Raw genomic sequence first — 26706 nt, 5'->3', positions numbered from 1 at the left:
AACCTAGGGAGGGGATTCGGCCCACTGGGTAGCCCAGTCTTGACCGACGCGGACGGTGATATCGGAGTCTAGGTCTCCGGTCGATTCAGACAGCACTCGCCCCTGACCTAGCATCGACTGAAGGATTTCGGCGCTATCGCGATCCCCCCGCTGGGCGATGACCTTGGTATCGCGGTGGGTTGTGGGGGCGTCGTTAATGAGATAGACATTGCCAAAGCCGTTCTCCCGCAAATAGCGGGCCATAGCCGCCCCCGCCCCGGAGGTGTCCGAGGCGTTTTGGACGGCGATGCGGAGGTTGGCGACATAGCGTGAACTGTTGTTGTCAGCATAGATACCGACCCCCTCCGTTTGGAAGAAGGTGCGCAGAACCGTAGCCGAGGCCTCCCAGTCGGGGAGCCAATAGCTGGCTTCAAACTCGGTCGCACTGCTAAACCGTCCCGGCAGCATTACCATCTGAAATTCGTCGGCGTCAATTTCTAGGCCAAAGTTAGCCAAGGCCAGCATTTCCTCTAGGGTGAGGTTGGTGTCTACGTAACGCTGCACCACGCGGACGGCCTGGGGCAAGCTGGGCACCACCATGGGGTTGGTTAACCGTTCGCGTAGGGACTTAAGCAATACCTGCTGTCGCTGTACCCGGCCCACATCGCCCATGTCGCTACGGAAGCGGGCGAACTGTTCGGCTTGGTCGCCGTTGAGGGTTTGCCAACCGGGATAGAGATCGATGTACAACCCTTGGGTTTGGTCGGTGTACTGCATTCGGTGGGGCACTTCAACGTCAATGCCGCCCACCAGGTCTACAATTTCGCGAAAGGCCACCGTATTGACCCGCACGTAGCGGTCAATCTGCACATTGCCCAGATTGTCGGCAATGGTTTGGGCCACCAGGGCAGGGCCACCCTCCACATTGGCATGGTTAATTTTGGCCATACCATAGCCTGGAATTTGCACCCGAGTATCCCGAGGGATAGACATCACCCGGAGAGTCTCGTTGTGGGGGTCGATGCGCACGAGCAGCAGGGTATCGGTGCGGCCCCCAAAGACAGCATCGGATCCCGACGGGGCGTCAAGATTTTCGTCTAACCCCATCACCAAAATATTGACCGGGCGAGTCACCTGGTAGCGAAAGCCCGCTTTCCAGAGATCGCTCAGCCCTGCACCGCCGCCATTGGCCTCTGGCACACCGGGCAGAGGTAACATCAAGGCCGCTCCGGCCCCAATGAAGGCGGAGGTCGCCGCTGTGCCTAAAAAGATACCGCTCCACAGTAGCCCGTTCAGAGTACGACCCAACCAGCCCCGGTGGCGACGGGGAGCGACATAGCGGTAAGCGGAGAGGGAATCAGGATCCTCTAGACCGGAGGTTGCTGAGCCGGAGTCTACTGGATGAAAGGCTTCTGGGGTAGGTGCTTCGGAGTTGAGTGATGGGGAATCATCGGAATGATCTAGGACAGCGGCGGTATGAGACTCCCCAGGGGAAGATACCGAAGACGCGGGGAAGGAAACCCTGGGGTCTTCCGGTTGTTGCGACGATTCCATGGATACCTGCCTTACTGATGTCACGCCTCACCCACCTGATGTCGGGATCTGATCGCAGACTACCGCGAATAGCCTGCGATTGTCCTGATCGCCTAGACACCTGACGACACTGTCACCACACGACACGGTTACCTGGTGACTAGGCACCTGGCAGCATGGCCATTACACGACGACTGATCCACGGTACGATTCTCTCGATCCATGGAACATGAGCACCCAGTGTTCATCAATGTGTTAATCAATATTAAGCCCTTTTTGGCCCTGGCTGATCCTCCTAGGGATAGGATTAGGGCAAGGAATTCACAGTTTTCTATCGTTCTCCTCAAAAGAGGCAACCAGAACCCTACGCAACATCTTGGAGCCTGCGTTCTAGATCTTGGTGCAGGCCCAAATCATGTTGATAGGAGCCTGCCCAGTCCACAAAGTCTTCGTCATCCGTGGTGACGATAGTGGTCACGATTCTCCACCTAGCGCTGCTCACCACGGCCCTAACCCATTGCTTCATACCCCCGGATGGCCTGGGGGATGGGTTGCTGGGCTCAGGCTGGCACGGTCAGAATTCTAGCGAAATCGCCTCACCCTTCTTAACCAGGGGAAATGGGTTGTCAGCCCGTCGAGTGCGTTGCTGCGTGAAGGTATTTCCCCTACAGAGGCCGATAGACCCGGTAATTAATATTGGGGAAGATGTTGTCAATGGCCTCCATTTTTTCCAGCCAGCCGGAGTCAACCTTGCCGCGCAGGATGTCGTCCCACAGCTTTTGGAAGCGCATCAGGTGGGTACGGGTGCGGCGCACGGCGTAGGGAACCATCGTCCCAGTCCGCATGATGAAGGCCCAGTCGGAGGATTGGGCTAACAGCAGTTCCCGTGCCGCCTGGTTCAAGGCGCGCCATTCCAGTTCGTCTTCGGGTTCGCGCTTGGCCAGGTCAATCATGCGCTCGGCGGCCTTGTGCAGGTGGGGGTAAATCCAGGCGTTGGTTTCGTTCAGCCAGTATTCGTGGAAGCCCTTAAAGCCCCAGCTCGATTGGGAAGGACGGCAGACCTGCTGGGTAGGATTGGCCTTCAGGTAGTCGGCCAGGTGGGTCATGTCGTAGGTGTTTTGGTCAAACCAGCTCTTGCGGAACAGGTAATCGAGGAACCACGGGCCTTCGTACCACCAGTGGCCAAACAGCTCGGCATCGTAGGGGGAGACAATAATCGGCGGGCGCTGCATCAGGCCATGGAGATGGCTGATCTGCTGTTCCCGGTTGTACATAAAGTTAGCGGCGTGCTCGGCGGCTTTTTCCTTGGCCCAGTAGGGGTCGTACAAGGCTTTGTCGGACAGGCCCAGCCCCTTCCCGGTAATTTTGTGATATTTGATGCCCACATTCTTGCGCTGGCCATTGGGCATGATGTAGGGCTTGATGTACTCATACTCCGCATCCCAGCCTAGGTCGCGGTAGAACTCGCGGTATTCCGGTGCGCCGGGATAGCCCACCTGGGACGACCACACCTGCTGGGACGATTCGTGATCCCGTCCGAAAGCGGCGACCCCGGTTTCGGTGAAGATGGGGGCATAGCTGCCAAAGCGAGGGCGGGGGCGGGCGTAGAGAATGCCGTGACCATCGGTAAGGAAGTAGCGCATTCCGGCATCGGCCACCATGCGCTCTAGCCCTTCGTAGTAGGCGCATTCCGGTAGCCAAATACCGTTGGGGGCGCGGCCAAAGGTGTCTTCGTAATGCTCCGCCGCCACCTGAATCTGCGCCCACACCGCTTCGGGGTACATCTTCATCAGGGGCAGATAGCCGTGGGTGGCCCCGCAGGTGATGATCTCCAGGTTGTTAGAATCCTGGTATTGCTTGAAGGCGGTGACCAAATCGCCGCTGTAGTTCTCCCAGGTGTTGCGGACGTGGTTGAACTCCTGGGCGTAGGTTTCCGCCAAATACCGCAGGTGGCCATTGTGGGCATGACGCTCCACCTCTAATTCAGCCAATTCTTCGAGCTGGGCTAGGTGGGCATCAAATCGCTCCTGCAAGAGGGGATCCCGCAGCATCGACACCAACGGCGGCGTCATGCTCATGGTGAGCTTAAAATCCGCCCCGTCCCGCTTCAGCCCATCAAACATGGTCAGCAGCGGCACGTAGGTCTCGATGATGGCTTCGTAGAGCCACTCCTCCTCTAGCACATAGTCACTTTCGGGATGCCGGACGTAGGGAAGGTGGGCATGGAGAACCAGGGCAAGATATCCGATAGCCATAGGTGAGTGCCGTTGCGGAATGAACTGTGGATGCCGATTGATGGGGCCGGGATGAACCGTTGACAAGATTCTAAAGCAAAAGTTAAGCGGTGACGGTTAGCTAGGCGGTATCCCGTCCGACCAACCTGATTGCAAAGTTTTATGACGTTTTTATATGGCCCAGTTGTGCCACAGAGGCGAACCTCCAGAAAGTTCAGGGAGAACGCTCTGCGAACAAGTTAATACGCTTTCGATTGGAGTAGAGACTTGGATAGAGGGTTTGGATAGAGATGTATTTATGCCTTCCATTATGCCCCGCGTCCGTCGCCAAATCCCATCGAAATCCCGTATTTGCCCCTGGCTCCCAACCGCTGTTTCCCCATGGCTTGATCCGGGCTTGTTCTGGGGCGCGTCATCCCTAACACTAGGGCATGGCTAGGCATGAGTCTCGACAGTAACAGCGTCGGGATGATTCGGAATTACAGGATGATCGGAATCATTCGGAATCATATAGAGTCAACACCTATGGGACGCATTCGGTTGACCTGGATGGGGTTACTGCTCACAGGACTGTGGGGCTTGGGGGGCTGTCAAACGGAACCCATCACCCCCCTGCAAGGCTCGACCTGGGCTGAGGACACCCTGGCCGCCCTGGCCTATCCGGCCTTTTTGGTGGATACGGGCACCGCCGAGCGCTACCGTCAGCAGGGGCTAGCCTATCGGTCTGGGGGGGATCTGGAGCGATCCGTGGCCACCCTAAAAATTGCCGCCGCCCTCGACCCCTACAACCCCAATAGCCACATTATTCTGGGCTGGACTCAGCATCTAGCGGGAGATCGTCCCATCGCCATCACCACCCTCACCACCGCCTTGCGCCAGGATCCCGACCAAGTGCAAGCGCTCAATGCCCTGGGGATTGTCTATTTAGTGGAAGGCCAGCTCGACCAAGCTACCGCCACCCATCACCGTGCCCTAGAACTTAAGCCCGATAACGAAATTGCTCATTACAACCTCAGCTTGGCCTACCAACGCCTTGGCAACTGGGATGCCGCCATCCACCACGCCCAGGAAGCCACTGTTCTAGAACCCCAAAACCCTCACCCTTGGGTAGCCCTGGCCCTGGCCCTGGCGGCCAGCGGCGATAGTGCTGCGGCCCAAACCACCTATCAGCAGGCCATCCAGATCGACCGTCGCTACCTCAGCCGATCCCACCTCGACCACCTCGACCGGGCTGGCTTCAGTGCCCCCCAGATTGATGCCGTTGCCAAGCTTCAGGCCATGGCCAGCCCCTAAGGGCCAAGGCCAAAGGGGCTTGACTCAGGGGAAAATGAACGTTTTTTAGTTCCTTTGAACTACATTAGTGACTAGGTGGGTCGAGGGGATTTTCTAAAAAAATAGATTTTTCAGTTATTTGGCCGATTCTGCCGGGAAGCCATCTCCCTAGTTTGTGCAGCCCCGAAACTTTGTGGTTAGAATTAGTAAGCCACTCGCCAATTCGTTCAATACCTTCAATAGACAGAAGGGTATCGATAACACGGCGCACCGTGGGCCATCGGGCTCTCGGTGGGGGCAAATCAAGCAGCATCAGGGCTGGCTTGTCTGTTCCATGTCCCCTCACCTGGTCAGGGTACTGGGCATTCAACGGTCTAAACTGTTAGCTTGAAATCACCTTTGTCTTGAAGTGAAGGAGCACGAGGATCGCGGTATGACCCAAGCAAATCATCTGCTCGAAACCATCGAAGCTGATAGCGATGTCGATCTATTGGTTGACGATTCCGATGGGGACGAGAATTTTGTTGCTCAAGATGACGAGGCAGATGCTACCGCCAAGGGGGCTAAGGGGAAAACCACCCGCCGTCGGGCTCCAGCTAAGAAACGTCACTACACCGAAGATTCTATCCGTCTCTATCTTCAGGAAATTGGCCGTATTCGCCTCCTGAGGGCTGAGGAAGAAATTGAGCTGGCCCGCAAAATTGCCGATCTGCTGAAGCTGGAACGCATTTTTGATGACCTCTCTGACAACCTAGAAGAAGAAGATTTCCAAAGCCTAAGTCAAGAGCTCACCTCCGAAGAATGGGAACAGTGGGCAGCGGCGGTCATGCAGGAGGAAGGCACGACCTTTACCGTGGGTGCGTTCCGGCATCGGGTGCATGTGGGACGACGGGCCAAGGACAAAATGGTGCAGTCCAACCTGCGTCTAGTAGTGTCCATCGCCAAGAAATATATGAATCGGGGACTGTCCTTCCAGGATTTGATTCAGGAAGGAAGCTTGGGGCTCATCCGCGCTGCTGAAAAGTTTGACCATGAAAAGGGCTATAAGTTCTCCACCTATGCCACCTGGTGGATTCGTCAGGCCATCACCCGCGCCATTGCCGACCAATCCCGCACCATCCGCCTCCCGGTGCACCTCTACGAAACCATTTCTCGCATTAAAAAAACCACCAAGCTGCTCTCCCAAGAACTAGGCCGCAAGCCCACCGAGGAAGAGATTGCCACTCGCATGGAAATGACCATCGAAAAGCTGCGTTTCATTGCGAAGTCGGCCCAACTTCCCATTTCCCTAGAAACCCCCATCGGTAAGGAAGAGGATTCTCGCCTCGGAGACTTCATTGAATCCGATGGCGAAACCCCCGAAGATCAGGTGTCTAAGAGCCTACTGCGGGAAGATCTCGAAAGCGTCCTCGGTACCCTCAGCCCCCGTGAGCGGGATGTTTTGCGTCTGCGCTATGGCCTAGATGATGGGCGCATGAAGACCCTGGAGGAGATCGGTCAGATCTTCAACGTCACCCGCGAGCGCATCCGCCAGATCGAGGCCAAAGCCCTTCGTAAATTGCGCCACCCCAACCGCAACAGCATCCTCAAGGAATACATTCGCTAGTCGTCTGGGCTATCCCTAGTTCAACGGCTGCAATGACAAGGCCGCTCCACGGGGCGGTCTTTTTTGTTGCCGCCAGACGGTCACCCCAAGGTCGGCGTCAAACACCATTGGCGCAGGCTCTATTTAGACCATGGATGGGAGAAGCACAAGGCCATGTCTAAATCCTATGGATATTAACTTTCTTTTGTAATACAACTGGACTATAGTAAATATAGCCCAGCGCCAACCTCCACTTTTTCCATAGTGTTGGGCCGGATTAAAGGCTCAGGACATCTACGGATCATCGCTATCAACGATTGTCCATGGTCAGCATCCTAAGTTTTAGTCTCTGGCAGAGTTCTATCTGTCAATTATTAGTGGTACAATTGTTCTGTAAAATTATTGTCGCCGACTCGGTTATCTCCCATGGAAACCTTAACCTCCGCTCAGCAAGAGCTCTACGACTGGTTGGTTCACTATATCCAAGAGAACCAGCATTCCCCTTCCATCCGGCAGATGATGAAGGCGATGAATCTGAAGTCGCCAGCTCCAATTCAAAGTCGGCTAGAGCACCTCAGAAAGAAGGGCTACATCGAATGGAGTGAAGGGAAGGCGCGAACCATTCGGGTGAGGGAGGATGTGCGTGGTGTGCCCATTCTGGGTAGCATTGCCGCTGGCTTTGTCAACGAAGTGTTTACCGATGCGGTCGAGCGCCTAAACCTGAACGGGCTTCCCATTCGCCACGGTGACTACGCCCTGCGCGTTACCGGAGACAGCATGATCAACGCCATGATTCAGGAGGGCGACATTGTGATCATGCGGCCCGTGACTGACCCCCAGGCGGTACGCGAAGGCACCATCGTGGCGGCGCGGGTGGAGAGTGGTACGACCCTCAAAACCTTCTATCGCAGCGGCAATCAGGTGCAGCTCAAACCTGCTAATCCTCGCTACCCGGTGATGGAATTCCCCGCCGATATGGTGGATATTCAGGGCCGTTTGATTGCGGTTTGGCGCGGCATCGATCCCGACTTTTCGGCTTGATCCAGCCCTTTGATCGGTCGCACATCACCCAGGGCCAATGACCAGAACAGCGGGCACCATGACCTTGCCGTCAAGATTGTTGCATTTCAACACGCTCTAGTGGCCCTAGGTGCGTAAGGATGCAGCCACACCCTAAACTGGGGATGTTGTCCTTGGCTGCGCTCCCATTAGGGGTTCGAGCCTTGTCGGTGTTGACGGTTTCGCCCATGAAGTTTCGGCCCATCAAGTTTCGGACGTTTATCTTGCCCTTGGCCCTTGCGGCGGGGCTGGTCTTGGTGTTGGGGGTTGGGCTCTTAGGTGGGCTGGCCCTACGGACTCCCCTGTATCTGCTGGATCGGGGCGGGCAGTCGATACCGGAAGCCTTCCAGTTTGTCCCCAAGCAGTCGGCCTTGGTGGCGTCGGTGCTGGCTCGACCGGATCGTTTGGCCCAGCTATGGGATTATTTGGCGGATCCTAGGCAGCGGCCCACCCTGCGCACCGACCGGGAACGCTTAGAGCGGGCCATGCTGGCGCAGACTGGATTAACCTACGAGCGGGATCTTCAGCCTTGGCTGGGGGAAGAAATCACGGTGGCTCTGGTCACTTCCGACCTGGATCAAGATCCCAGCAACGGCCTAGCACCGGGGTATTTGGTGGCCCTGGCCTGCCGGGATGCGGATTTAGCCCGATCAACCTTGGAATTGTTTTGGCAAAATCGAGCCTTGGCTGGCGATCCCCTTGCCTTTGAAGACCTGGGTGGCACCCGTTTAATCTACAGTCGGGCCTCAGGTCGATCAGCCGCTTCGTCAGGGTTTCCCCCCCTAGCCACCGCCATGGTCACCAATCGGTTTATTTTGGTGGCCAACGATCCGGGGGTGCTGCGTCGGGCACTGGCAGCGGCGCAATCCGTGGGCGATAACCTGCGCACCGACGGACGCTATCGGTTGGCCCTCAAGACCCTGGACAGCCACCGGATCGGTCTACTGGCGGTGAACCTGCCCCAGATAGCGCAGTGGCTACACCCCGATCCATCGGCCAATGCGTTCATCCATGCCCCTTGGTCAGCGGATCGCCCTCCCCTAGACTGGGGACTGATTTCCCTGGGCCTTCAGCGGCAGGGAGTGTTGACGGAAGCGGCTTGGGTGGTGTCTCCTGGGCATCAGCTTGATCCTCACCAGCAGGTCATCACAGATTGGTATCCCCTGGCCCGCTACCTGTCGGATTCCCTCAGCCTAGCGTCGGTGGGGCTGAGCTTGCCTGACCTGGAGGATCACCTGAGCCCCTGGCTTGATCCCTGGTTGGGTGGGTCTGCCTCTAAGGGGTTGCTGACCCAATGGGTGGAGGATAAATTGGGGTCAGGGGAAGCCAGTCCACTGTGGGCGAAGGTTGACCAACGCTATGCCCTAGGGCTCGATCTCTCCGCTAAAGACAAACCTCTCCAGGGGTTGATGGTGACTCCGAGTAGCCCTGGGGTGTTAGCGGCCATCGACACCCTAGAAGAGCGGGCTCAGGCTCAGGGGTTGAGTGGGGGGCGTCTCGATATTTTGGGCTATCCCACCACGGTTTGGACGCGCCTATCCCTACGGCAGAATGTTGCTAGGGACAGTGCGAATCGGCCTTTGCAGGTGCAAACGGAGGTGGCGGGGCTGCGGGCCGAGGTTGGTCACGATCAAGTGTTTGCGACCTCAGCGGAGTTGATGGAACAGGCCCTTGGGGTTGACCAACGCTGGGATGGTTCCCTGGCTTGGATTGAGGCCGTTGAGGCGTTTCCCCAGGCTGGAGAGAGTTATGTCCATGTGGACTGGATCGCCCTGGAAGGGTATCTACGCCAGCAGATTCCTCAGTTCCGGCTGTGGGAAACTGTGGCCAAACCTGCCCTGAAGCACGTCCAGACCGTCACCCTAGCCAGCTATGGCCAGACCCCCCAGGTACACCACGCTGGTCTTTTCATCCAACTCCAGAACCCATAGCCGATCCTAGTCCTTGCCATGGCCACCGATTTCCCCATTGCCAAGCTGCTTGCTGATCTGTTGGCGACATCGGCGGTGTCGCCCGCCCAGGGACAGGCGCTAAGGGCTTGGGAACTCGCCGATGGGGAACGGGCTAGGGCTTGGGGCATTACCTCAGATACCGTGGATGCCGCCCTGGAGGAGCGTTTGCACTGGCTACGAACCTTGATGCCCCACCATGGCACCCTGGCACTTCCCCCGGCTCCCCTGGAGGCTACCCTGATTCTCTATTGGCAGCTTTGGTTGCCCCTGGCCCTCAACCTAAAGCAGGCCCGCGAACGCCAACCTCGACCCTTGATTCAAGGCATCCTAGGTGGCCAGGGAACGGGCAAAACCACCCTCTCCGGCATTCTGCGCCATATTCTGGGGGCCATGGACTATGACACCCTAGGCTTCTCCATCGACGACCTATACAAGACCTACGCGGATCGGCAACAGTTGCGCCAAGCCGACCCCCGATTGCGCTGGCGTGGCCCACCGGGCACCCACGATGTCGATCTCGGTATTGCCGTGCTGGATCACCTGCGGCAAGCCCAACCTGGGGAGGCGGTTTCGGTACCCCGCTTTGATAAATCCCTCCACGGCGGCGAGGGAGATCGAATCGCGCCGGAGGTGGTGCAAGGAATCGATATTGTGCTGTTTGAGGGTTGGTTTTTGGGGGCACAGCCCCTGCCGTCGGGCCTGTTGGAACAGCAACTCGCCCAAGCCCCTGATCCCATCCGCACGGCAGCAGACCGCCAATTTGCCCGTGATATGAACGATGCCTTAGCCCAATACCTGCCCCTGTGGGATCGACTGGATCGATTGATGATTCTCTATCCCCAAGACTATCGGATTAGCACCGTGTGGCGGCAGCAGGCCGAGCAGCAGATGAAAACTCAGGGCAAACCGGGCATGGACAACGCCGAAATTGAGGAATTCGTAGCGTATTTTTGGCGAGCCCTTCACCCCAACCTGTTTATTGATCCCCTCAAGCAAGATCGGCGGCATACCCAGCTCGTGGTAGAAATTAACCTGGATCGAACGCCAAGGGCGATTTACGCTCCTCCAGAATAGGTATTATCGAAATGCCGGACGGCAGCATTCCCTGTCGGTTGTTGAGAGGAATTCCCCCGATGAGCGTGAAGTTGGAAGTAATTACCCCTGAGGGCATCTTAGATAGCACCAAGGCAGAGGAATTTCGGCAGATGGTCGATGAAATGCTCGCCGCTGGGATTGAGGTAATTTTGATTGACCTCAAGGACATTACCTTCATCGATAGCTCCGGGCTGGGCACCTTGGTGGTGATTCTGAAACAGGTGCGGGGGCTGGATCGCAAACTTTGCATTTGTTCTATCAATGACCAGGTGCGGATGCTGTTTGAACTCACCAGCATGGATCGAGTGTTTGAGGTCTACGAAGATCGAGCCGCCTTTGAACAGGCCGTCCTCAGCGCCTAGGCATTCGCCCATCCGCCCGCCCCAGGGGGCCAGCCATCGCGTATGATCACCATTACGGCTCCTGATCCTCCCACCGTTGGCCCTAGCCTGCGGGATTGGTTAACATAAGGTTCGTGCGGTCTGAGTCTAGTTTAGGCTCGCGGCAGTTTTGTTGTTTTCTTGTCATCTCTCTAGCTCCATGGATGTAATGGATTTCTTCCGCCTCAGCGCGGGCCAGTGGAACTCTCAGCGCACCACTCACCACCTCCCTTTCCGACGGGCGGAACTGGGTGGATCAATCATCGCCGTCGAAGCCCTGGAGGCCGAAGACCCCAGCGTTGTCGAAATTTGCCAGTTGCACAGCGTCGATCCAGCCCTGGCGGTGGGCGGTGCCCTGGTGACCTGGCAGGGGTCAATGGCCTGGGATAAGGACGACGAAAACCACGAGGGGCGCACCGTCTTTTCCCTAGTCCCCGATGCCGACAACCCCAAAACGGGTCAACTGCTGCGCGAACGGGGCTATGCCGAAATTGTGCCCGTCATTGGTCGCTACGAAATCGATGACGAGGGAGGGCTGCTGCTCACCACCGAGTATGAAACCATGAGTTCCATCGAGCGGTTTTGGTTTGCTAATCCCAATCTGCGCCTGCGAACCAGTGTAGTGAAACGTTTTGGCGGCTTTAGCACGGCATCCTTCTGTGCCGAAATGCGGGTGGTAGAGGCCGACACCCCAGCCCCATCGGAGGAAGATCTGGCCCTGAGCAGTGGGGCATTTTCAGCCTTTGGCTGGTAGGGACGAGGTGACCTCGCCCCTCTCCTACCAACCAGAATTTTGCATCCACCAGGTCTGGATGGCCTCCAGGTGACGCGCCACCCAGACCCCGGACAAAAAGCCCGCCCCATGGCCTATCCAAGACTTGCCTCGTTGCAGGGGAAGCAAACCCCAAAGGGTGCCGCCATAGAGCAACCCTGCCAAAATCGCTAAGGCTACGGCTGGTACGCTGCGATCAAAATAGCCTCGCAGCAGCAGGTAGCCTAAGTAGCCGAAAATGACCCCACTGGCCCCCAAGTGGACAGTGCCCTTGCGCCCCAACAGCCAAATGCCCAGGCCGCTGAGTAGCCAGCAGAGGGCCGTCACCAGGCCCAGCACCTCTAGCCCCTGGAGTAGGATAAAGCTGCCCAAAATGATAAAAGGGGCCGAATTAGCGGCAGTATGGCGAAAATCTTGGTGCAGCAGGGGGGCCACAAAAATCCCCGGCAATCCGGCTAGACGACGGGGCTGAATGCCCAGATGATGCCACAGCCGCCGTCCGGTGAGCAAATCCACCACAGCCAAGGCCCAGATGAGCAGCAACCCATAGGTCAACAAGGCAATACCTTGGCGAAACCCCTCTGGCAACGGTGGTAGGGAAAGCAGGCTAGTCATCAGGATCGCTTGAATGGATGGGATCGGGTTAATGGATAGGATCTGAGCATCGATGGGCTAGGGTGCCTGTGAGGGCGGATGCTAGGCGGGGGCCATCAATGCCCAAATCAGTGTAACGGGTGGCTAGATCTCTGGCGGTCTGACTGTGCCACCACACGCCAGCAAGGGCCGCATCCAGGGCCAAATTCCAACGGTTGCCTTGGGTCGTGATTTTTTGATCCGCGATGCTCTGGGCCAAAAGTCCGCCAATCAGCCCCGTCAGCACATCACCGCTACCGCCACGGGCTAGGCCGGGGGTGCTCTCGGTGTTGAACCAAAGTTGACCCTCGGGGTGGGCTAGGGCGGTGCAAGCTCCCTTGAGCACCACGATACTGCGGCTTTGGGCGGCGGAGGTTTGGGCGGCTTGGCCGGGGTCTGAGGATTGAGCCAAAAGATGTGGGAAGAGTCGCTGAAATTCGCCTAGGTGAGGGGTCAGGAGGGTTGGTGCCGGACGCTGGGCCAGGGTAGTCACCGGATCGCCTTCGGCTAGGTGATTCAGGGCATCGGCATCCAGCAGCAGGGGACGGTCGCTGGCTAGAACCGTATCCACCACTGCCCCCGCCTGCCGCGACAGACCAGGGCCACAGGCAATCGCGTCGTAGCGGTTGATCTGATCGGCTAGGCCAACCGGAAACTGGGCGATGGCTCCGGTATCGGTTTCAGGACAGCCAATCACCAGGGCTTCGGGCAGTTGGGCCACCACCATCAGCCGCAGAGATTCGGGAACCGCCAGGGTGAGCATCCCTACGCCGCTGGCCCTGGCCCCCAACCCTGCCAACAGCGCCGCTCCGGCATACTGCCGCGATCCAGCCACAATCAACATCTGCCCCACCTGGTATTTGTGGGTATTGACAGGGCGCGGCAAGGGTAGACGGGCTAGGGCTTCTGGGGCACTAATCCAACGGACAGGCGGCTCGTTTCTCAACCCCGCATCTAGGGCAAAGGGGGGAATATCGAAGTCAATCCGATGGCGGTGGCCGAGGTAGGGCAGGGCGACATCCTGACAAAAAGCCCGTTTCCACAGCCCCAGGCAGAGGGTGTGGGTGGCCTGGATGGCGGTGCCGAGCACCTGCCCGGTGTCGGTGTGTAGACCGGAGGGCAAATCTAAGCTGACCACCGGGGCCGGATGGGCGTTGATGGCCGCGATCAGATCCGCTATTGTCCCCTCCACAGGACGTTCTAGGCCAAAACCAAACAGACCGTCAATCCAGAGATCCACGGTCTGATACCCAATCCGCATTGGAAAACCCTGGTTCCCAGCCCAACCCACCGTAGGGACGAGGTCTCCTCGCCCATCACCTAGAGGCCACGCTGACGTAATCGGCAAACCTAGGGCGTGTACATAACGGAGATGGTCAGCAGTCAGAGGTTTATGGCGCTCAAAGGGAGAAATAATCTGGACGCTATAGCCCCCATGGGCCAACTCCCGCGCCATCACCAAAGCATCACCGCCATTGTGGCCGGGGCCAACCAACACCCCCACCTGGGCATGGGTAGAACAAGGGAAACGCCCCATCACCCAGGCCACCATACGCTGGGCTGCTTTTTCCATCAGCGCCGCCACGGGCATCCCCGCCTCAAACATGGCGGATTCAATGGCCTGCATGATCGCTGCCGTTACCACCCAATCGGGATCCTTAGCGGATATCCGGTAGGAGGGTGACAACGGCTTTGGAGTCATGGCTTGGTCGTCATAGTGTCATGGGATGAACCATGATCCTAGCGCTCGAAGAAAACTCGGCTGCTAGAAAGACCCGCATCTCGGTAAAAGTTATTCCACTGGTTGGCCAAACCTCGGTCGGCAAAGGGGCCAACGGCCACATGGGGGCCACGGGGGGCAGTACGCATCTGCACCCGATCCGCTGGCGTGCCGAGCTGAATAATCTGTGCACTAACGGCCTGAAGGTTGGACTCAGCCGTGGGAATCACCACATAAAAGGGCGCGTTGGGAACCTCCGCCGGAGTGGCCATGGCGGTGCTGCCACTGGGGGGGGGCATATTCACCGGGTAGCTATTGGCAGGGCTGGCGGGAGTGGTGTAGGACAACTGCTGGCCAAATTCCACATTGCCGGACGCGGACGGGCTAACCGGGGGCGGCTGAACGCTGGGCATGGGTAGGGTCGATACGCTACCACCGGGGGGAATGACTGTGACCCCAGGCAGTGGCGGCAGGGTACCCGAAGCGGCATAGACATTATTGGGCATGGTCGGCGTTTGGGCAAAGACGGGCTGAGCCGCTGGAGCCGCACTCATCTGGGCTGAGACCCCCCGACTGGCCAGGTCGTTGACCCGCATTTGGGCATTGGCGGAGTGGTTGAAACGCCCCGCCTGGATCACAGGCTGGCCTTGGAAGGTCGTCCGAAAGGCGGTGGGTTCAACCATTTGCACCTGGCGCAGGGTGGCCTCGCTAGTGTCGTTCACAAACACCACAAACTGCTGACCACTGGCCGGAGTCTGGGGCATGGGGCTGACGGGCACGGGCACCACCCCGGCGGGGAGCGGCGGCACAATATCATAGCCCTGGGCCTGGGCCGATCCCTGACCCATCACCGAGGCCAGCGTCAGGGCCGACAGAATTCCCAACCCAGCTCGACGGGCCTGGGGGGACATCGATGCTTTCTGGGCTTTCTGGCCAAACCGACTCAACCCTTCACCTAACCGGGAGTAACGCTGCATAGGGATCACCACTCCTACCCATCACAAAAACTGAGCCATCACAAAACCTTGAATTGAGAAATGGTTGTGTACCATTCCTGCCCTTCGTCAAGTGGATGTTAGCGCAGATTTTTAAAAGCGAATCACTAAAAGAAGAGATCGGCTGGGGCGCTTGCGGGTATGGTTAGAAACGGCATGGGTTAGCAGATGGGTAAAAGGGTAAACAGGCCATGACGGAAGCCACCTGGGAACGGCGACATGTGTTGTCTTTGGCAGACTTTACGGCGGCGGAATTGGAAACCGTGACCCAAACCGCCGTCAGCTTTCGCGATGTGCTGTCGCGCCGCACCCGCAAGGTGCCCGCCCTGCAAGGGCTGGTGGTCACCAATATGTTCTTTGAACCCTCCACCCGCACCCGCAGCAGCTTTGAACTGGCGGCCAAACGGCTGTCGGCGGATGTGCTGAACTTTGCCCCCGGCACCTCCTCCCTCACCAAGGGCGAAACCATTTTAGATACGGCCAAAACCTACCTGGCCATGGGCACCAATCTCATGGTGATTCGCCACCAGGATGCCGGGGTGCCCCAAACCATTGCCGATGAAATGGATCGCCTCCAGAGCGGCGTCGGTGTCCTCAACGGCGGCGACGGTCTCCATGCCCACCCTTCTCAAGCCCTTCTCGACCTGTTCACCCTGGCCCTATCCCTCAACCCCGACCAGCCCACCAGCCAAGCCCTAGCCGGACTCAAAATCGCCATCGTCGGCGATATCCTCCATTCCAGGGTAGCCCGGTCTAACCTCTGGGCACTCACCGCCTGCGGAGCCGACGTTCACCTCGCTGCCCCGCCCACCCTGCTACCACCGGGCTTTGCCGAAGCCTTTATGCGGCAATCGCCCCTGCCCATTCATCGCCAGGTGGTGCAGCACAGCCGCCTCGCCCCCGCCCTAGAGAATGCCGATTTTGTCATGACCCTGCGCCTGCAAAAGGAGCGCATGACCCAGCACCGCCTACCCAGCCTGCGCGAATACCATGCCGAATTTGGCCTCACCCGCAACCGCCTCAACGCCTGCGAACCCAACGTCAAACTGCTCCACCCCGGCCCCACCAATCGCGGCGTCGAAATTAGCTCCGACCTAATGGACGACCCCGCCCTCAGCCTGATCAGCGAACAAGTCACCAACGGCGTGGCGGTACGCATGGCCCTGCTATATTTGATGGGTGTTGGGAAAGGGGAGTAGGGAGTGGAGAGTGGGGATAGGCTAGAAAAATTGTATTGCTATGGCGGTTCTCGATGGGGTGAGATACCTCATTTCTGGGTTCTAGATCCCCCCAGTGCCTAGTAGTCTGAGTTTCCTTCTGTACCCCCCTTGATAAGGGGGCAGGGGGGATCATCATAATGCACTTCACCCAAGTGCAATCTGCTATCGTTGGCCCTGACGCTAAATCCAAGTGGGGAGCCACCAGCGGCGTTGCAGGGCATCGGCAGACAGCGGCCAACTCAAGAACACGGGCAACCAAAAGAGAAATCCCAGGACAATTAGCCCCAGCATCGCCCAGGCCATGACCCGATGGGATCGGCGGTGATGACCCAGCCAAACCGACATTAACCAAGCCAAGGCCAGGGCGCTAAAGGCCACCATGCCCAGGGCGTGGTAGAGAAAGGTGCAACGACTCACCAAGAGCCACGGTAGCCACTGGGCTAGGTAGTTCAGCACCAGGAAGGACTCGACGGCAAAGGATGACTCACGGGCAGTTCCACCGAACGAAGCCTCTCCCGAACCGGGGTCTACTGAAGTTGCATGGGCCGTCGATTCTAGGGAAGATTCCAGGGAAAGCTGAGATTTAGGCTGGGCGATGGCCCACGATGGCCGCCGACCGCTGAACCAGATGAGACCAAGGGCCAACATTGCCGCCGTGGACAGCCACCACAAAATCGGGTTGCCCATGGCCTGAATCGCCACCACCGTCCCAGGGGAAAGAACCTGGTAAAAGTAGGCGACGGGGCGCAACATCAGTGGCCAGGTCAACCAGAGCGAACAGTAGGGATGGGAAGCACCACCTGCGCCAATGGTTTGGTGAACCTGCCAAAGCTGGTGATGAATACCCCAAAAGGAGTCCCCCGTCATCGCCAGGTGGGGCCACCAGAGTAGGCCGTAGGTCGCTAGGGGAATCAACCCCAAATACAACCACCAACGCCGCGTCCCAACCCACCACCCCCTAGGGGCGCAGTCTCCTTGCCCATCCCAACCAGAAATCATCCACCTCGTAGGGGCACGGTCTCCTCCCCCACCCACCCCAGCGGTCAGTAAGCAAGATTGAGGACGAACGACCTCCCACAGCAGCAATCCCAACCAAAACGCCGCCCCATTCCATTTGACATTGATGGCCGATCCCAGGGCGATCCCAGCCAGAATCCGCCAGCGGCAGGGATGCGCCTTCTGCGGAGCCACTACCCAGAAAACTTGTCCCAGCAACCCAAACCACAGCCAGTAGAGGTTAATCAAGGCCAGCCGCGATTCCACTAGGGTCAGCCCCTCTAGGGTCATCAACGTAGCGGCCACCAGGCTAAAGCGAATCCGTCGGCTGGGGATCTGTCCGTGGCTAAGGCCATCGGCCAACATCGCCGTCAAACCAGGGATCGTGGCTCCTACAACGGCATTCATCGCCCGTCCTCCGATCAGGCTGGTGGATTGCCCCTCCACTGTCAGCATGGGCCAGTGAAGCCCATCCGCAAGCCATTGCCCCAGCCAAAGTCCTAGGGCAATCAGGTACTTTCCGAGGGGTGGGTGGGCATCAAACTGGGGGGTATGGGTGAGATAGCCCAGGGCAAAGGGGACGTAGTAGATTTCATCGAAAATCAAAGAATTCAAGCGCCCCAAGCCCCACAGCCGCAGCCCTAGGGCCAGGGCACTGAGGCCCGAAAGCCAAAGCCAGGGCCGGGTTCTGGGGACGGTCTGGGACATCACAACTCAAGGTCGGGCAATGAAAAGGTTATTATGAAGAATTGCGACGCATGATCGATACGTACGATCAAGGAGAATGGCCTGTGCAACGGAGTCACGTTTTTGCTGGGGTGATGGTCGGTTTGGTGGGGAGCTTAGGCGCTTCGGCAGCCTGGGCCGCTGCACCGGGGGCCATGGCTGAAATCCCCCAGCCCCGGCTAGAAATCTGGGCCGAACAGACCCCTCTGTGGTTGGCCCAAAATGCCTCCTCCAGTAACCTTAGCGCAGCCCAGCAGGAGCAACTAGACGAGCTTCTGCGCCAGGGCCAAGCCAGAGTTGCGGCCAACGATCCGGCGGGGGCCATTGTCATCTACCAGCAGGCCGCCCAGATCGATCCCCAGAATGCTCGCATCTTTTCGGGCATCGGCTATCTCCAGATTCAGCAGGGCAATTATGCCGAAGCCGTCACCGCCTACCGCCGCGCCGTGGCCCTGGATCGGGGCAACCTGGCCTTTCGCTACGGCCTTGCCCACAGCCTCTTCCACAGCGACCAACTCACGGAAGCCCTGGCCACCTACCGCGAGATCCTGTCTAGCCACCCCCGCGAAGCCAACGCCTACCTGGGCATCGGCAGCATTCAGCTTCAGCAAGGGGACAGCGACGCCGCCCTAGCCACCTACCGCGAACTGGTGCGCCTTGCCCCCGGCAACGCCCAAGCCTACGAAGCCCTCGGCAACCTCTACATTCAGCAGGGCAACTACGACCAGGCGCTTACTTACCTTAACCAAGGGTTACGCGCCAGCAGCAACAAAGATACGCTCTATGCCAGCATTGGTAGCCTTTATCTGTTGCAAGATAACGTTCCCGCCGCCCGTGCGGCCCTCCAGCAAGCCCTCACGCTCAACAGCACCAATGCCAGCGCCCAGCACCAGATGGGCTATATCCTCTACCAAGAGGGCAACCGGGACGCCGCCTTCGACTACCTGATGCGAGCGGTACGGCTCGACCCTGATTTGATTGCGGCCCATGCCCTGCTAGGAGAACTGCTGCTAGAACGGGAGCAGTTTCTTCAGGCCGTGTTGTCCTACCGTCGTGTGGTGGCGGCTCGCCCTGGTGATCCGGCGGCCTTCTACAACCTGGGTCTGGCGCTATGGGGCCAAGGCTTCCAGGCCCAGGCGGTGTCCAATGTGGAACTGGCCCGTTCCATGTACGAGCGCCAGGGCAATACCGAAGGCGCGGAACGGGCTGTAGCGCTGATGGAGTTTTGGGGCGTCGCGCCTTAGGTGAAGATTAGGCGGGGGTGGCTAGGCTGGGGTCAACATCCTCAACGGCCACTTCCTCGAAGCGGATGATGTCCTGACGAGGATTCGCATGGCTGACCCGCACCTGAAACTGTTCCCCTAGGATCACGGAACGATTGAAGCGCATAGCCAGTTCGAGGCCCAGGTCTTCCACCATAATCAGGCCGAGGCCATCGTCTTCCCGCAGCCAGCGCAGCAGCATCACGTCCCACACCTGCTTCTGGTTACGGCGCAGATATTCCAAGGCCCAGTAGCGCTTGGTTTGGCGTTCCACTAGGGTGGCTTCGTAGGCGGCGGTGCTGGCTCCTTGGGCGAGTTCAGTCACTTCGTGGGAGGAGAAAGGCGGCGGATCCCCTCGCAGGTGGGCCTTAATCTGGAAATGCACCAGCAAATCCAGATAGCGGCGGATGGGGGAGGTGACTTGGCTGTAACTGTCGAGACCCAGGGTGGCGTGGCGGCTGGGGGTAACGCCTACTTCACTGCGGGTCATGCAGCGGCGAATGGCGGAATCGCGCACCCAGCCCGTCGGTAGTTGAATCAGTTCTTCATCGGAGGGCAATTCTGGCTGGGGTTGGCTGCGGAAGGGAATGGCGAGATCGTGGGTTTGGCCATAGCGGGCGGCCACTTCCCCAGCTAGAATCATCATCTCCGCCACCATCTGACGGGCGGGGGAATCCTCTAGTACCTCAATCACAATGTCGTCTTCGGCCTCCAGCACCTTAATGCTGGATTCCGGCATGTTGATGGTGATCGCCCCCTGGGTGACGCGCCACTGCCCCCGCACCTGCGACCATCGTGCCAGGTCATGCAGTTCCGGCTCGGCGGTAATGCCCAGTTCCAGCAGTTCGTCTACATCCTCGTAGGTGAGGCGATAGGTGGGTTTAATCAAGCTGGTGGCGATGGTGTAGTCTTGCACATCCCCAGCCTCGCCGAGGACGATACCAAAGCTGAGGGCGCAGCAAATTTGCCCCTGGATCAAACTCATCGGCCCGGTGGCCAGCTCGGCGGGGAACATGGGGATGATGCCCGTGGGCAGATAGACCGTGGTGCAGCGGCGACGGGCTTCCAAATCTAACTCATCCCCAGGGACGACCCAGCGGGTGGGGTCGGCAATGTGAATCCAAACTCGCTGGCGACCGTCCTCCAGGGTTTCTAGGCTGAGGCCATCGTCAATTTCCTGGGTGCTGGCATCGTCAACGGTGTAGACCTTGAGGTGGGTCAGGTCTAGGCGCTGGGGATCATCGAGATCCGGCGGCGGAGACTGGAGCCGCTGCTGCACCATAGTTAGGACATCCTCGGAGAATTGACTGGGGATCTGGCTGCGTCGGAGGGCCAGATTTTCGTGGGGCTGCCACAATCCCCATGCCACTAGAGTATCAAATGCGCCCGCCGCTGTTGGGGCACAGCCCATCGCATTCAGCAATTCCACGGCCTGGTTGCGCTGACTGGATTCCTCGCCTAGCAGGGCAAAGCGCTCCAGAATCTCGATGCGGGGCCGATCCGTCTTGTCCCAAGCGACAGCTTCCCCCGCCAAACCCTGCCGCGCCTTGGCCATAAAGGATTCCCATTCCTGCTGGCGCTGGGTTTCCCGCTCCTGTTGGTGCTTAATTTCGTTAACCTGGGAAGCAGGGCGGGGTTCGTAGCGGTCGCCCTTTTGCTTAAAGTAAATCTTGTCTTCGCTCAGCAGTCGATGGGCGGCGTAGCACAGGGGCGGGCTTTGGTCAGAAAACAGCAGTGCCGCCAGGGAAACCGGGTCAGCAGACTCCTCAGATTCCGTCAAAAATTCCCAGGCCACTTCCAGGCTAGAGGGATCAATATAGCCCTCCGCCTCGCTTAAAAATGCCGAAATGTCGGCGGGAGTGTACCTCTCGCCGACCACTTCGTAGGCTATCTCTCTGGGATGTAGGGTGTGGGATTGGCCACGCTCGTCGATGACCACCCAGTTTTTCTTTCCCTCAGGCCGATCCACGACCCCCAGGCGGGGCTGGCCCTGGTGTTTGAATTCGACTAACGTTCCCTTTTCCACCAGAACCCTACCCTACAATCGCCACCTTCTACCCTAGCCTAGCCTTCCCCGTTCACATAGGGGAGTAGGGCCAGAATGCGGGCGCGTTTGATGGCGACGGTGAGATCCCGCTGCTGCTGAGCGGTCAAGCCAGTGATGCGGCGGGGCAGAATTTTGCCGCGCTCGGTGACAAACTTGCGGAGCAAGTCTACATCTTTGTAATCAATTTTTTCTTCGGGCTTGATTGGAGATACTCGACGACGAAAATAGGCCATGGGAGTTGCTTACTTGATTTCTTTGTGGACGGTGTGCTTGTTGCAGTGGGTGCAGAACTTCTTCAGTTCGATGCGGCCCGTCGTGTTGCGACGGTTCTTTTGGGTGGTGTAGCGAGATACACCGTTAGAGCGCTTGTCCGGGTTAGTCCGGCATTCAGTGCACTCAAGGGTAATGACGAGGCGGACGCCTTTAGCCATGACAGTTCACCTAGAGTAGTGCGGATGGAAGTTAAGACACAGTCTTTCATTATCTCACAGCAGTTTGATAAATGCCAAGACAGTGCCCTAGATTCACCAGGGCAAACGCATCCTCAGGATGAGCGTAGCCGAAGTAGATAATCACTTTCCCCTCCGGCTTGCAGTCATTTGGCCTTGACTCCTCCTTTGGCAGAAGAGTCTTGACGGGGCAGCATTGAGGGCGATGTGGCGGACGACGGCTAGATTAGATGGGGCATAAGCAGAGTAGACTCCGCCACCTCGGCAGGATTCGTGGGCAGGGCTAGGCGACTGTTGGTAAACCACTGGGCAGGAACCATAGGGCATCGAGCACGCGCAACGCCTCCATCCTAGCCCAGTCCCCCAGACCTTACAGCGTGTACATCAACAGCAGCACTAGCAACCCATATGCCCCCCATGCCAAAGTTGGGGAAAGCCCTAGCCCCGTGAGGCCCATGGTTACCCCCAGGCCCACCAACCCTAGCGCGACGACAATTAGTAGCCATACCAACCAACACAGCTTCGCTAGGGTGGCGATCAAGCCATTTTGTTGATCAACCAGAAGCGTCGGGTCGGGGGGGATACGTTCTCCGGTGAGGATGAACCAGGCCAGGGACGGGTGGTTGGCGGGGGTAAGGGCGGCTCCGTGCCCTCCCTGAAAGTAGCGATCAAAGGAGCTTTCCTTGGGCGTATCGTCTTGGAAACCATTGTGCCCAGCGGTGCCAAGGTCGGCCCAGTGCAGCAGCTCAAACAGGCCGGGAAATACCCCCACAATCCAGTCTGCCGAGGCAATATCATTACGGATCGCTTGCACCCGTCCCTCCGCCCGTAGCCGATCCCAGGGGTATTGCTTGGGGACGACGCTGCCTGCAAAGGCGACATGGTGAATGCGGCAGGCCCGATATCGTTCTAGGGCGCTGGCCAGCAAATAGGTGCCATTGCTGTGGCCCACATAGCTAATCTTGGCGTGGGGATACCGGGCCAGAGCTTCGGTGTAGCGATCCATAAACCAGCGGACGTTGACCTGACGCGCCCCAAAAAATAGAAAGCGAAGCATCGGAAAGTACCCATACCCCGCCGTAATCGTTTCTACCGACTGGCCCAATTGCTGAGCGGCAGTTTCAACCGCCTCACTCACCCGAATCGTCCACAGCCCCATATCCCGAATGCCGTGCATGACAAACACCACATGGTCAATGGTTTGGCCGACCTCCTGCCCATTCACCACACCGTCTCCCTCTAGTTGGGCAATGGGGGTGGTTACGGCTTGCAGAAACTTGGTGCGGCGATAGGCTCCCATTTCGGCATCCTGGAAGTTACAGATCGAGGAATGCCCCGTATCGCGCAGCTTGATGTACCGAAAGTTGGCATCGGCCAGCACATCCACATTGTCCTCCTCGGCTACCACATCATCCAAATCCCCCAACAATTGAATGGTGGGCGGCAACTGAAAATCGGCGGCTTGGCTGAGGCGAATCCACTGGACGCGCAAATTGGCCACAAAGGGCTATCCCCGCTGCATTTGGGCCAACAACTGCCCTAACCCCAGCCGAGGAATGGTGGCCCAACCGATCTGTTGCAGGGCATACAGCCCCCAGGGGGTGGCCTTGGGCTTGAGGTTAGAAATGCCCCGATTAATCGCCGCCATCAGCACAATGCGTTCTACCTTGGTGGCCCAGGGCATGGGTTTGGCCTTGCGCACAAGGGTTTCATCGTCGCCGTAGCCCATGGCAATCAGGTAGGTTTTGCGGATAATCAGCCCGCCAATGCTATAGCCAATCAGGATAATCCGGTCATACTGCCCCCCATCGGCCCGCTGGGCACGGGCTTGGTCAGCCTCATGGATATACTCCACCAGTTGATCGGCCACCCGCCGAGGATCGACGTTCGAGAGCAGATCAGCCCGATACTTGGGCACCATCACATCGGCATCGGGTAGTCCCTCCTTCAGGGCATGGCACCAATCTTCAACGTGCTTCCCCAAACCATGCAGGATCACCACCAAGGTGGTTGAGGCCCCGTGCGAAGTGGGGGTGGTTGAGGTGAGCAACCGGGAGTTCGCCATAGCAGCAACCAATCATGATCACCCTGAGGATAGCGATGAACCGGGGTTAGCATCGTTAACTTTTTGGACTAGTGCAGGAAATGCCGCACTCCGGTGAGGGCCATGATCATGCCTAGTTCGTTGGCGGCTTTGATGGAGTCTTCGTCCTTGCGGCTGCCCCCCGGTTGTACGATGGCGCGAATGCCAGCGGCGGCGGCGGTGCGGACGGAATCATCGAAGGGGAAGAAGCCATCGCTGGCGAGGATGGCACCCTTAGCCTTGTCTCCGGCCTGGGTGAGGGCAATGCCCACGGAGCCGACCCGGTTCATTTGGCCAGCACCAATGCCGAGGGTTTGGTGCTGGTTCGTCACCACAATGGCGTTAGATTTAACGTGCTTCACCACCCGCCACGCAAACAGCAGCTCCGACAGGTCAGCCTCGTTGGGTTTGGCCTCGGTGACGATCTGCCAGGTGGCGGGGTCGTCGCGGTAGGTGTCGGGGTTTTGCAGCAGGAAGCCTCCGGCAATGGCCATCACCGCCTGTTTTGGCCCGGTCAGCAGGTCTTCTAGCACCAGCACCCGCAGGTTTTGCTTTTTGGCTAGGATTTCCCGTGCCGCCGCATCGCAACCGGGGGCGACAATGCATTCTAGGAACGTACCCGTGAGTTGTTGGGCGGTGTCGGCGTCAATAGCCCGATTCAGCACCACAATGCCCCCAAAGGCGGAGGTGGAATCGGCCTCGTAGGCCCGCTGGTAGGCGGTGGCGAGGGTATCGCCCATGGCCACGCCGCAGGGGTTGGTGTGCTTGAGGACGGCGGCGGCGGGTTGGTCGTCGGGGAATTCGGCAATGATGCGGCGGGCGGCTTCCAAGTCCACCAGGTTGTTGTAGCTCAGTTCCTTACCCTGAAGCTGCTCGGCCCCGGCCCAGCCCGTGGCGGTGGCTCCTGTGCGATACCATGCGGCGCTTTGGTGGGGGTTTTCGCCATAGCGCAGGGTGGCGTGCTGCTGGCCGATCATGGCCCACTGGGGCGGCATTCCTTCGCCGTCGGTGCTGGCCTGGGTGAGGTAGGTGGCGATGGCTTGGTCGTAGTTAGCGGTGTGCCAAAACGCGGCCTGGGCGCAGGCTTGGCGGAAACTCAGCGGCACCTGGCCCTGGCTGGCGCGTAGGGCTTCCAGATAATCGGCGTACTGGCTGGGCTGGCAGAGAATGGTGAGATAGGCGTGGTTTTTCGCCGCCGCCCGCACCATGGTGGGGCCACCGATGTCGATCTGTTCGGTGGCCTCCGGCAGGGTGACGCCTAACCTGGCGATGGTTTGCTCGAAGGGGTAGAGGTTGACCACCACCAGGTCGAAGGGGCGAATGTGGTTGGCGACGAGATCGGCCTCATCCTGGGCCATGTCGGGCCGCGCCAAAATGCCGCCGTGGATGCGGGGATGCAGGGTCTTCACCCGTCCGCCCAAAATTTCTGGCGATCCGGTGTAGTCTGAAACCTTGGTCACGGGCAAACCCGCTTCGGCCAAGGTGCGAGCCGTGCCGCCGCTGCTGACAATCTCAAACCCGAATTCGCTCACGAGCGCCTGGGCCAACTCCACCAGCCCCGTTTTGTCCGATACGCTCAGCAGTGCCAGCCGTGCCATGGTTGATTCCCTATCGTTTCTGCAAGCCCTTACTATATCGAAAAAACATCTCGAAGAAGCCTGTCGAAAACCCTGGTGCGGCCATACCACGCCTGCAAACGCATTCAATAAGGGTGATTCAACGGCAACCGCTGAGGAAGCAGGCGAGGCGGCTGGGATGGGATAGAGGCACAGGGGACGGGGTGAGTACAATGGGGGCATAAACCTCGTCCAACGGCATGGGGGCAAGCATGGGATACGTTTCGCCAAAATTGTTACGTCTCAGCGTTCCCGCTCGGCTGGCGCTTCAGGTTACTCCGGCTCAGTTTGCCGCCCTAGCCGCCGCTAACCACGATCTCAGGCTGGAACGCACCGCCACCGGAGAACTCATGGTGAACCCACCGACCGGGAGTGAAACAGGCTATCGAAATTGGAGCCTTTCGGGGGAGTTGTATCTATGGTGGCGCAATGCTGGGGAGCCGGGTAAAGCCTTTGATTCGTCGAGTGGATTTGAGTTGCCCAACGGTGCGACCCGATCCCCCGATGCCTCATGGGTGAGCCCAGATCGCTGGGACGCCCTGACGCCGGAACAGCGCCAGGGTTTTGCCCCCCTTTGTCCTGACTTCGTTGTGGAAAACTGCGGAGATATTGTCAAATCTGGTGTATGGCTAGGATCTAGGCGACGTCCTGCATTGGAGTCATATCGGGGTTGTCATCCATCCGGTATCCATCCTTGAACGGGACGCCTTCAATCACGTCCGCGAGGTGTTTGAAGCCTCGAATTCTGAGCCAGCGTTTCTGGGCACTTTCGACCAGCTTGAACACCAAGGCTAGGATGGTGTCCTTGGAGACACAGCCTCGGGTTTTGTCGGTTCGGAGGCGGACAGTGGCGAAGGTGGACTCAATGGGGTTGGTGGTGCGAATGTGCGCCCAATGCTCAGCGGGGAAATCGAAGAAGGTGAGCAGGACATCCCGGTCTTTGGCCAGACACTGGGTGGCCTCCGGATACTTGGCCTGGTAGGTCTGGATAAACCGGTTGAAGGCTTGATGGGCCTCGGTTTTGGTGTCGGCTCGATAAATCTCCCAGAGGGCTTGTTTCGCCTCCGGTTGCTGCCGTTTGGGCAGTTTGTTGAGCAC

General features: G+C 58.6%; 23 protein-coding genes. 10 read left to right on the top strand and 13 right to left on the bottom strand.

The window, feature by feature from the left end; translation table 11 throughout:
• Positions 1-3: 3 nt before the first annotated feature.
• Positions 4-1533: an LCP family protein gene (locus H6G62_RS14570; RefSeq protein WP_190496372.1), complete on the bottom strand. Its 1530-nt coding sequence runs from the start codon at positions 1531-1533 to the stop codon at positions 4-6.
• Positions 1534-2177: 644 nt separating this feature from the next.
• Positions 2178-3767: a glycoside hydrolase family 57 protein gene (locus H6G62_RS14565; RefSeq protein WP_190496370.1), complete on the bottom strand. Its 1590-nt coding sequence runs from the start codon at positions 3765-3767 to the stop codon at positions 2178-2180.
• Positions 3768-4271: 504 nt separating this feature from the next.
• Here H6G62_RS14565 and H6G62_RS14560 point away from each other — a divergent pair.
• The 7 genes from H6G62_RS14560 (at position 4272) to H6G62_RS14530 (ending at position 11843) form a co-directional block, all read left to right on the top strand.
• On the top strand, positions 4272-5039 hold the full coding sequence (locus tag H6G62_RS14560) for a tetratricopeptide repeat protein (protein ID WP_199324989.1): 768 nt from the start codon (positions 4272-4274) through the stop codon (positions 5037-5039).
• A gap of 412 nt (positions 5040-5451) precedes the next feature.
• The gene (gene rpoD / locus H6G62_RS14555) at positions 5452-6624 is read left to right on the top strand and encodes an RNA polymerase sigma factor RpoD (RefSeq protein ID WP_190496368.1); all 1173 of its coding nucleotides are present in this window, start codon (positions 5452-5454) and stop codon (positions 6622-6624) included.
• A gap of 405 nt (positions 6625-7029) precedes the next feature.
• Positions 7030-7644 carry a transcriptional repressor LexA gene (lexA, locus tag H6G62_RS14550; RefSeq protein WP_190496365.1) on the top strand — a complete coding sequence of 205 codons (615 nt, stop codon included), beginning with the start codon at positions 7030-7032 and terminating at the stop codon, positions 7642-7644.
• Between the two features lie 152 nt (positions 7645-7796).
• On the top strand, positions 7797-9593 hold the full coding sequence (locus H6G62_RS14545) for a DUF3352 domain-containing protein (RefSeq protein WP_190496363.1): 1797 nt from the start codon (positions 7797-7799) through the stop codon (positions 9591-9593).
• Positions 9594-9611: 18 nt separating this feature from the next.
• Positions 9612-10688: a glycerate kinase gene (locus tag H6G62_RS14540; RefSeq protein WP_190496362.1), complete on the top strand. Its 1077-nt coding sequence runs from the start codon at positions 9612-9614 to the stop codon at positions 10686-10688.
• Positions 10689-10747: 59 nt separating this feature from the next.
• A complete protein-coding gene (locus tag H6G62_RS14535) occupies positions 10748-11071 on the top strand; it encodes an STAS domain-containing protein (RefSeq protein ID WP_190496360.1) in 324 nt (107 codons plus the stop codon).
• A 178-nt stretch (positions 11072-11249) separates the two neighbouring features.
• The gene (locus H6G62_RS14530) at positions 11250-11843 is read left to right on the top strand and encodes a phycobiliprotein lyase (RefSeq protein ID WP_190496358.1); all 594 of its coding nucleotides are present in this window, start codon (positions 11250-11252) and stop codon (positions 11841-11843) included.
• A gap of 24 nt (positions 11844-11867) precedes the next feature.
• Here the strand turns inward: H6G62_RS14530 and H6G62_RS14525 are convergent, their stop codons facing one another.
• From H6G62_RS14525 to H6G62_RS14515, 3 genes are read right to left on the bottom strand one after another with little or no spacing between them, the layout of a single operon-like run.
• Positions 11868-12476: a rhomboid family intramembrane serine protease gene (locus H6G62_RS14525; protein ID WP_190496356.1), complete on the bottom strand. Its 609-nt coding sequence runs from the start codon at positions 12474-12476 to the stop codon at positions 11868-11870.
• A gap of 28 nt (positions 12477-12504) precedes the next feature.
• A complete protein-coding gene (locus H6G62_RS14520) occupies positions 12505-14196 on the bottom strand; it encodes an NAD(P)H-hydrate dehydratase (RefSeq protein ID WP_190496354.1) in 1692 nt (563 codons plus the stop codon).
• Between the two features lie 38 nt (positions 14197-14234).
• Positions 14235-15191: a hypothetical protein gene (locus H6G62_RS14515; RefSeq protein ID WP_190496352.1), complete on the bottom strand. Its 957-nt coding sequence runs from the start codon at positions 15189-15191 to the stop codon at positions 14235-14237.
• 209 nt (positions 15192-15400) lie between these two features.
• Between H6G62_RS14515 and H6G62_RS14510 the strand changes: the two genes are divergently transcribed.
• Complete coding sequence (locus H6G62_RS14510) at positions 15401-16408, top strand: aspartate carbamoyltransferase catalytic subunit (RefSeq protein ID WP_190496350.1); 1008 nt, start codon at positions 15401-15403, stop codon at positions 16406-16408.
• A 201-nt stretch (positions 16409-16609) separates the two neighbouring features.
• On the opposite strand, the gene H6G62_RS14505 is transcribed toward H6G62_RS14510, so the two are convergent.
• A complete protein-coding gene (locus tag H6G62_RS14505; RefSeq protein WP_190496348.1) occupies positions 16610-18133 on the bottom strand; it encodes a phospholipid carrier-dependent glycosyltransferase in 1524 nt (507 codons plus the stop codon).
• A 50-nt stretch (positions 18134-18183) separates the two neighbouring features.
• Here H6G62_RS14505 and H6G62_RS14500 point away from each other — a divergent pair, with 50 nt between their 5' ends.
• A complete protein-coding gene (locus H6G62_RS14500; RefSeq protein WP_190496346.1) occupies positions 18184-19395 on the top strand; it encodes a tetratricopeptide repeat protein in 1212 nt (403 codons plus the stop codon).
• A 7-nt stretch (positions 19396-19402) separates the two neighbouring features.
• Here the strand turns inward: H6G62_RS14500 and H6G62_RS14495 are convergent, their stop codons facing one another.
• The 6 genes from H6G62_RS14495 to purH form a co-directional block, all read right to left on the bottom strand.
• Entirely contained in the window at positions 19403-21439 is a 2037-nt protein-coding gene (locus tag H6G62_RS14495; protein WP_190496344.1) for an RNB domain-containing ribonuclease, read from the bottom strand.
• A 38-nt stretch (positions 21440-21477) separates the two neighbouring features.
• On the bottom strand, positions 21478-21693 hold the full coding sequence (gene rpsR / locus H6G62_RS14490; protein WP_190496343.1) for a 30S ribosomal protein S18: 216 nt from the start codon (positions 21691-21693) through the stop codon (positions 21478-21480).
• Between the two features lie 9 nt (positions 21694-21702).
• Complete coding sequence (gene rpmG, locus H6G62_RS14485) at positions 21703-21891, bottom strand: 50S ribosomal protein L33 (RefSeq protein WP_190496341.1); 189 nt, start codon at positions 21889-21891, stop codon at positions 21703-21705.
• Positions 21892-22279: 388 nt separating this feature from the next.
• A complete protein-coding gene (locus H6G62_RS14480) occupies positions 22280-23410 on the bottom strand; it encodes a hypothetical protein (protein ID WP_190496339.1) in 1131 nt (376 codons plus the stop codon).
• Between the two features lie 6 nt (positions 23411-23416).
• A complete protein-coding gene (locus H6G62_RS14475; protein ID WP_190496337.1) occupies positions 23417-23974 on the bottom strand; it encodes an alpha/beta hydrolase in 558 nt (185 codons plus the stop codon).
• 68 nt (positions 23975-24042) lie between these two features.
• Positions 24043-25590 (bottom strand): bifunctional phosphoribosylaminoimidazolecarboxamide formyltransferase/IMP cyclohydrolase, encoded by a 1548-nt coding sequence (gene purH, locus H6G62_RS14470; RefSeq protein ID WP_190496335.1) that lies wholly within the window; start codon positions 25588-25590, stop codon positions 24043-24045.
• A gap of 230 nt (positions 25591-25820) precedes the next feature.
• Here purH and H6G62_RS14465 point away from each other — a divergent pair, with 230 nt between their 5' ends.
• On the top strand, positions 25821-26306 hold the full coding sequence (locus tag H6G62_RS14465; RefSeq protein ID WP_190496333.1) for a Uma2 family endonuclease: 486 nt from the start codon (positions 25821-25823) through the stop codon (positions 26304-26306).
• On the opposite strand, the gene H6G62_RS14460 is transcribed toward H6G62_RS14465, so the two are convergent.
• A partial coding sequence (locus H6G62_RS14460; RefSeq protein WP_190496331.1) for a transposase occupies positions 26245-26706 on the bottom strand: 462 nt, incomplete at its 5' end. The genes H6G62_RS14465 and H6G62_RS14460 overlap by 62 nt on opposite strands.

Source organism: Phormidium sp. FACHB-1136, from assembly GCF_014697375.1.
Taxonomy (GTDB): Bacteria; Cyanobacteriota; Cyanobacteriia; order Phormidesmidales; family Phormidesmidaceae; genus Nodosilinea.
This window is presented reverse-complemented; position numbering and strand designations above follow the sequence as displayed.

What these genes read in the sequence shown, in the direction of transcription:
- H6G62_RS14570 (WP_190496372.1), bottom strand. Translation starts at nt 1,533, where the DNA reads ATGGAATCGTCGCAACAACCGGAAGACCCCAGGGTTTCCTTCCCCGCG.
- H6G62_RS14565 (WP_190496370.1), bottom strand. Translation starts at nt 3,767, where the DNA reads ATGGCTATCGGATATCTTGCCCTGGTTCTCCATGCCCACCTTCCCTAC.
- H6G62_RS14560 (WP_199324989.1), top strand. Translation starts at nt 4,272, where the DNA reads ATGGGACGCATTCGGTTGACCTGGATGGGGTTACTGCTCACAGGACTG.
- rpoD (WP_190496368.1), top strand. Translation starts at nt 5,452, where the DNA reads ATGACCCAAGCAAATCATCTGCTCGAAACCATCGAAGCTGATAGCGAT.
- lexA (WP_190496365.1), top strand. Translation starts at nt 7,030, where the DNA reads ATGGAAACCTTAACCTCCGCTCAGCAAGAGCTCTACGACTGGTTGGTT.
- H6G62_RS14540 (WP_190496362.1), top strand. Translation starts at nt 9,612, where the DNA reads ATGGCCACCGATTTCCCCATTGCCAAGCTGCTTGCTGATCTGTTGGCG.
- H6G62_RS14535 (WP_190496360.1), top strand. Translation starts at nt 10,748, where the DNA reads ATGAGCGTGAAGTTGGAAGTAATTACCCCTGAGGGCATCTTAGATAGC.
- H6G62_RS14530 (WP_190496358.1), top strand. Translation starts at nt 11,250, where the DNA reads ATGGATGTAATGGATTTCTTCCGCCTCAGCGCGGGCCAGTGGAACTCT.
- H6G62_RS14525 (WP_190496356.1), bottom strand. Translation starts at nt 12,476, where the DNA reads ATGACTAGCCTGCTTTCCCTACCACCGTTGCCAGAGGGGTTTCGCCAA.
- H6G62_RS14520 (WP_190496354.1), bottom strand. Translation starts at nt 14,196, where the DNA reads ATGACTCCAAAGCCGTTGTCACCCTCCTACCGGATATCCGCTAAGGAT.
- H6G62_RS14515 (WP_190496352.1), bottom strand. Translation starts at nt 15,191, where the DNA reads ATGCAGCGTTACTCCCGGTTAGGTGAAGGGTTGAGTCGGTTTGGCCAG.
- H6G62_RS14510 (WP_190496350.1), top strand. Translation starts at nt 15,401, where the DNA reads ATGACGGAAGCCACCTGGGAACGGCGACATGTGTTGTCTTTGGCAGAC.
- H6G62_RS14505 (WP_190496348.1), bottom strand. Translation starts at nt 18,133, where the DNA reads ATGTCCCAGACCGTCCCCAGAACCCGGCCCTGGCTTTGGCTTTCGGGC.
- H6G62_RS14500 (WP_190496346.1), top strand. Translation starts at nt 18,184, where the DNA reads ATGATCGATACGTACGATCAAGGAGAATGGCCTGTGCAACGGAGTCAC.
- rpsR (WP_190496343.1), bottom strand. Translation starts at nt 21,693, where the DNA reads ATGGCCTATTTTCGTCGTCGAGTATCTCCAATCAAGCCCGAAGAAAAA.
- rpmG (WP_190496341.1), bottom strand. Translation starts at nt 21,891, where the DNA reads ATGGCTAAAGGCGTCCGCCTCGTCATTACCCTTGAGTGCACTGAATGC.
- H6G62_RS14475 (WP_190496337.1), bottom strand. Translation starts at nt 23,974, where the DNA reads ATGGCGAACTCCCGGTTGCTCACCTCAACCACCCCCACTTCGCACGGG.
- purH (WP_190496335.1), bottom strand. Translation starts at nt 25,590, where the DNA reads ATGGCACGGCTGGCACTGCTGAGCGTATCGGACAAAACGGGGCTGGTG.
- H6G62_RS14465 (WP_190496333.1), top strand. Translation starts at nt 25,821, where the DNA reads ATGGGATACGTTTCGCCAAAATTGTTACGTCTCAGCGTTCCCGCTCGG.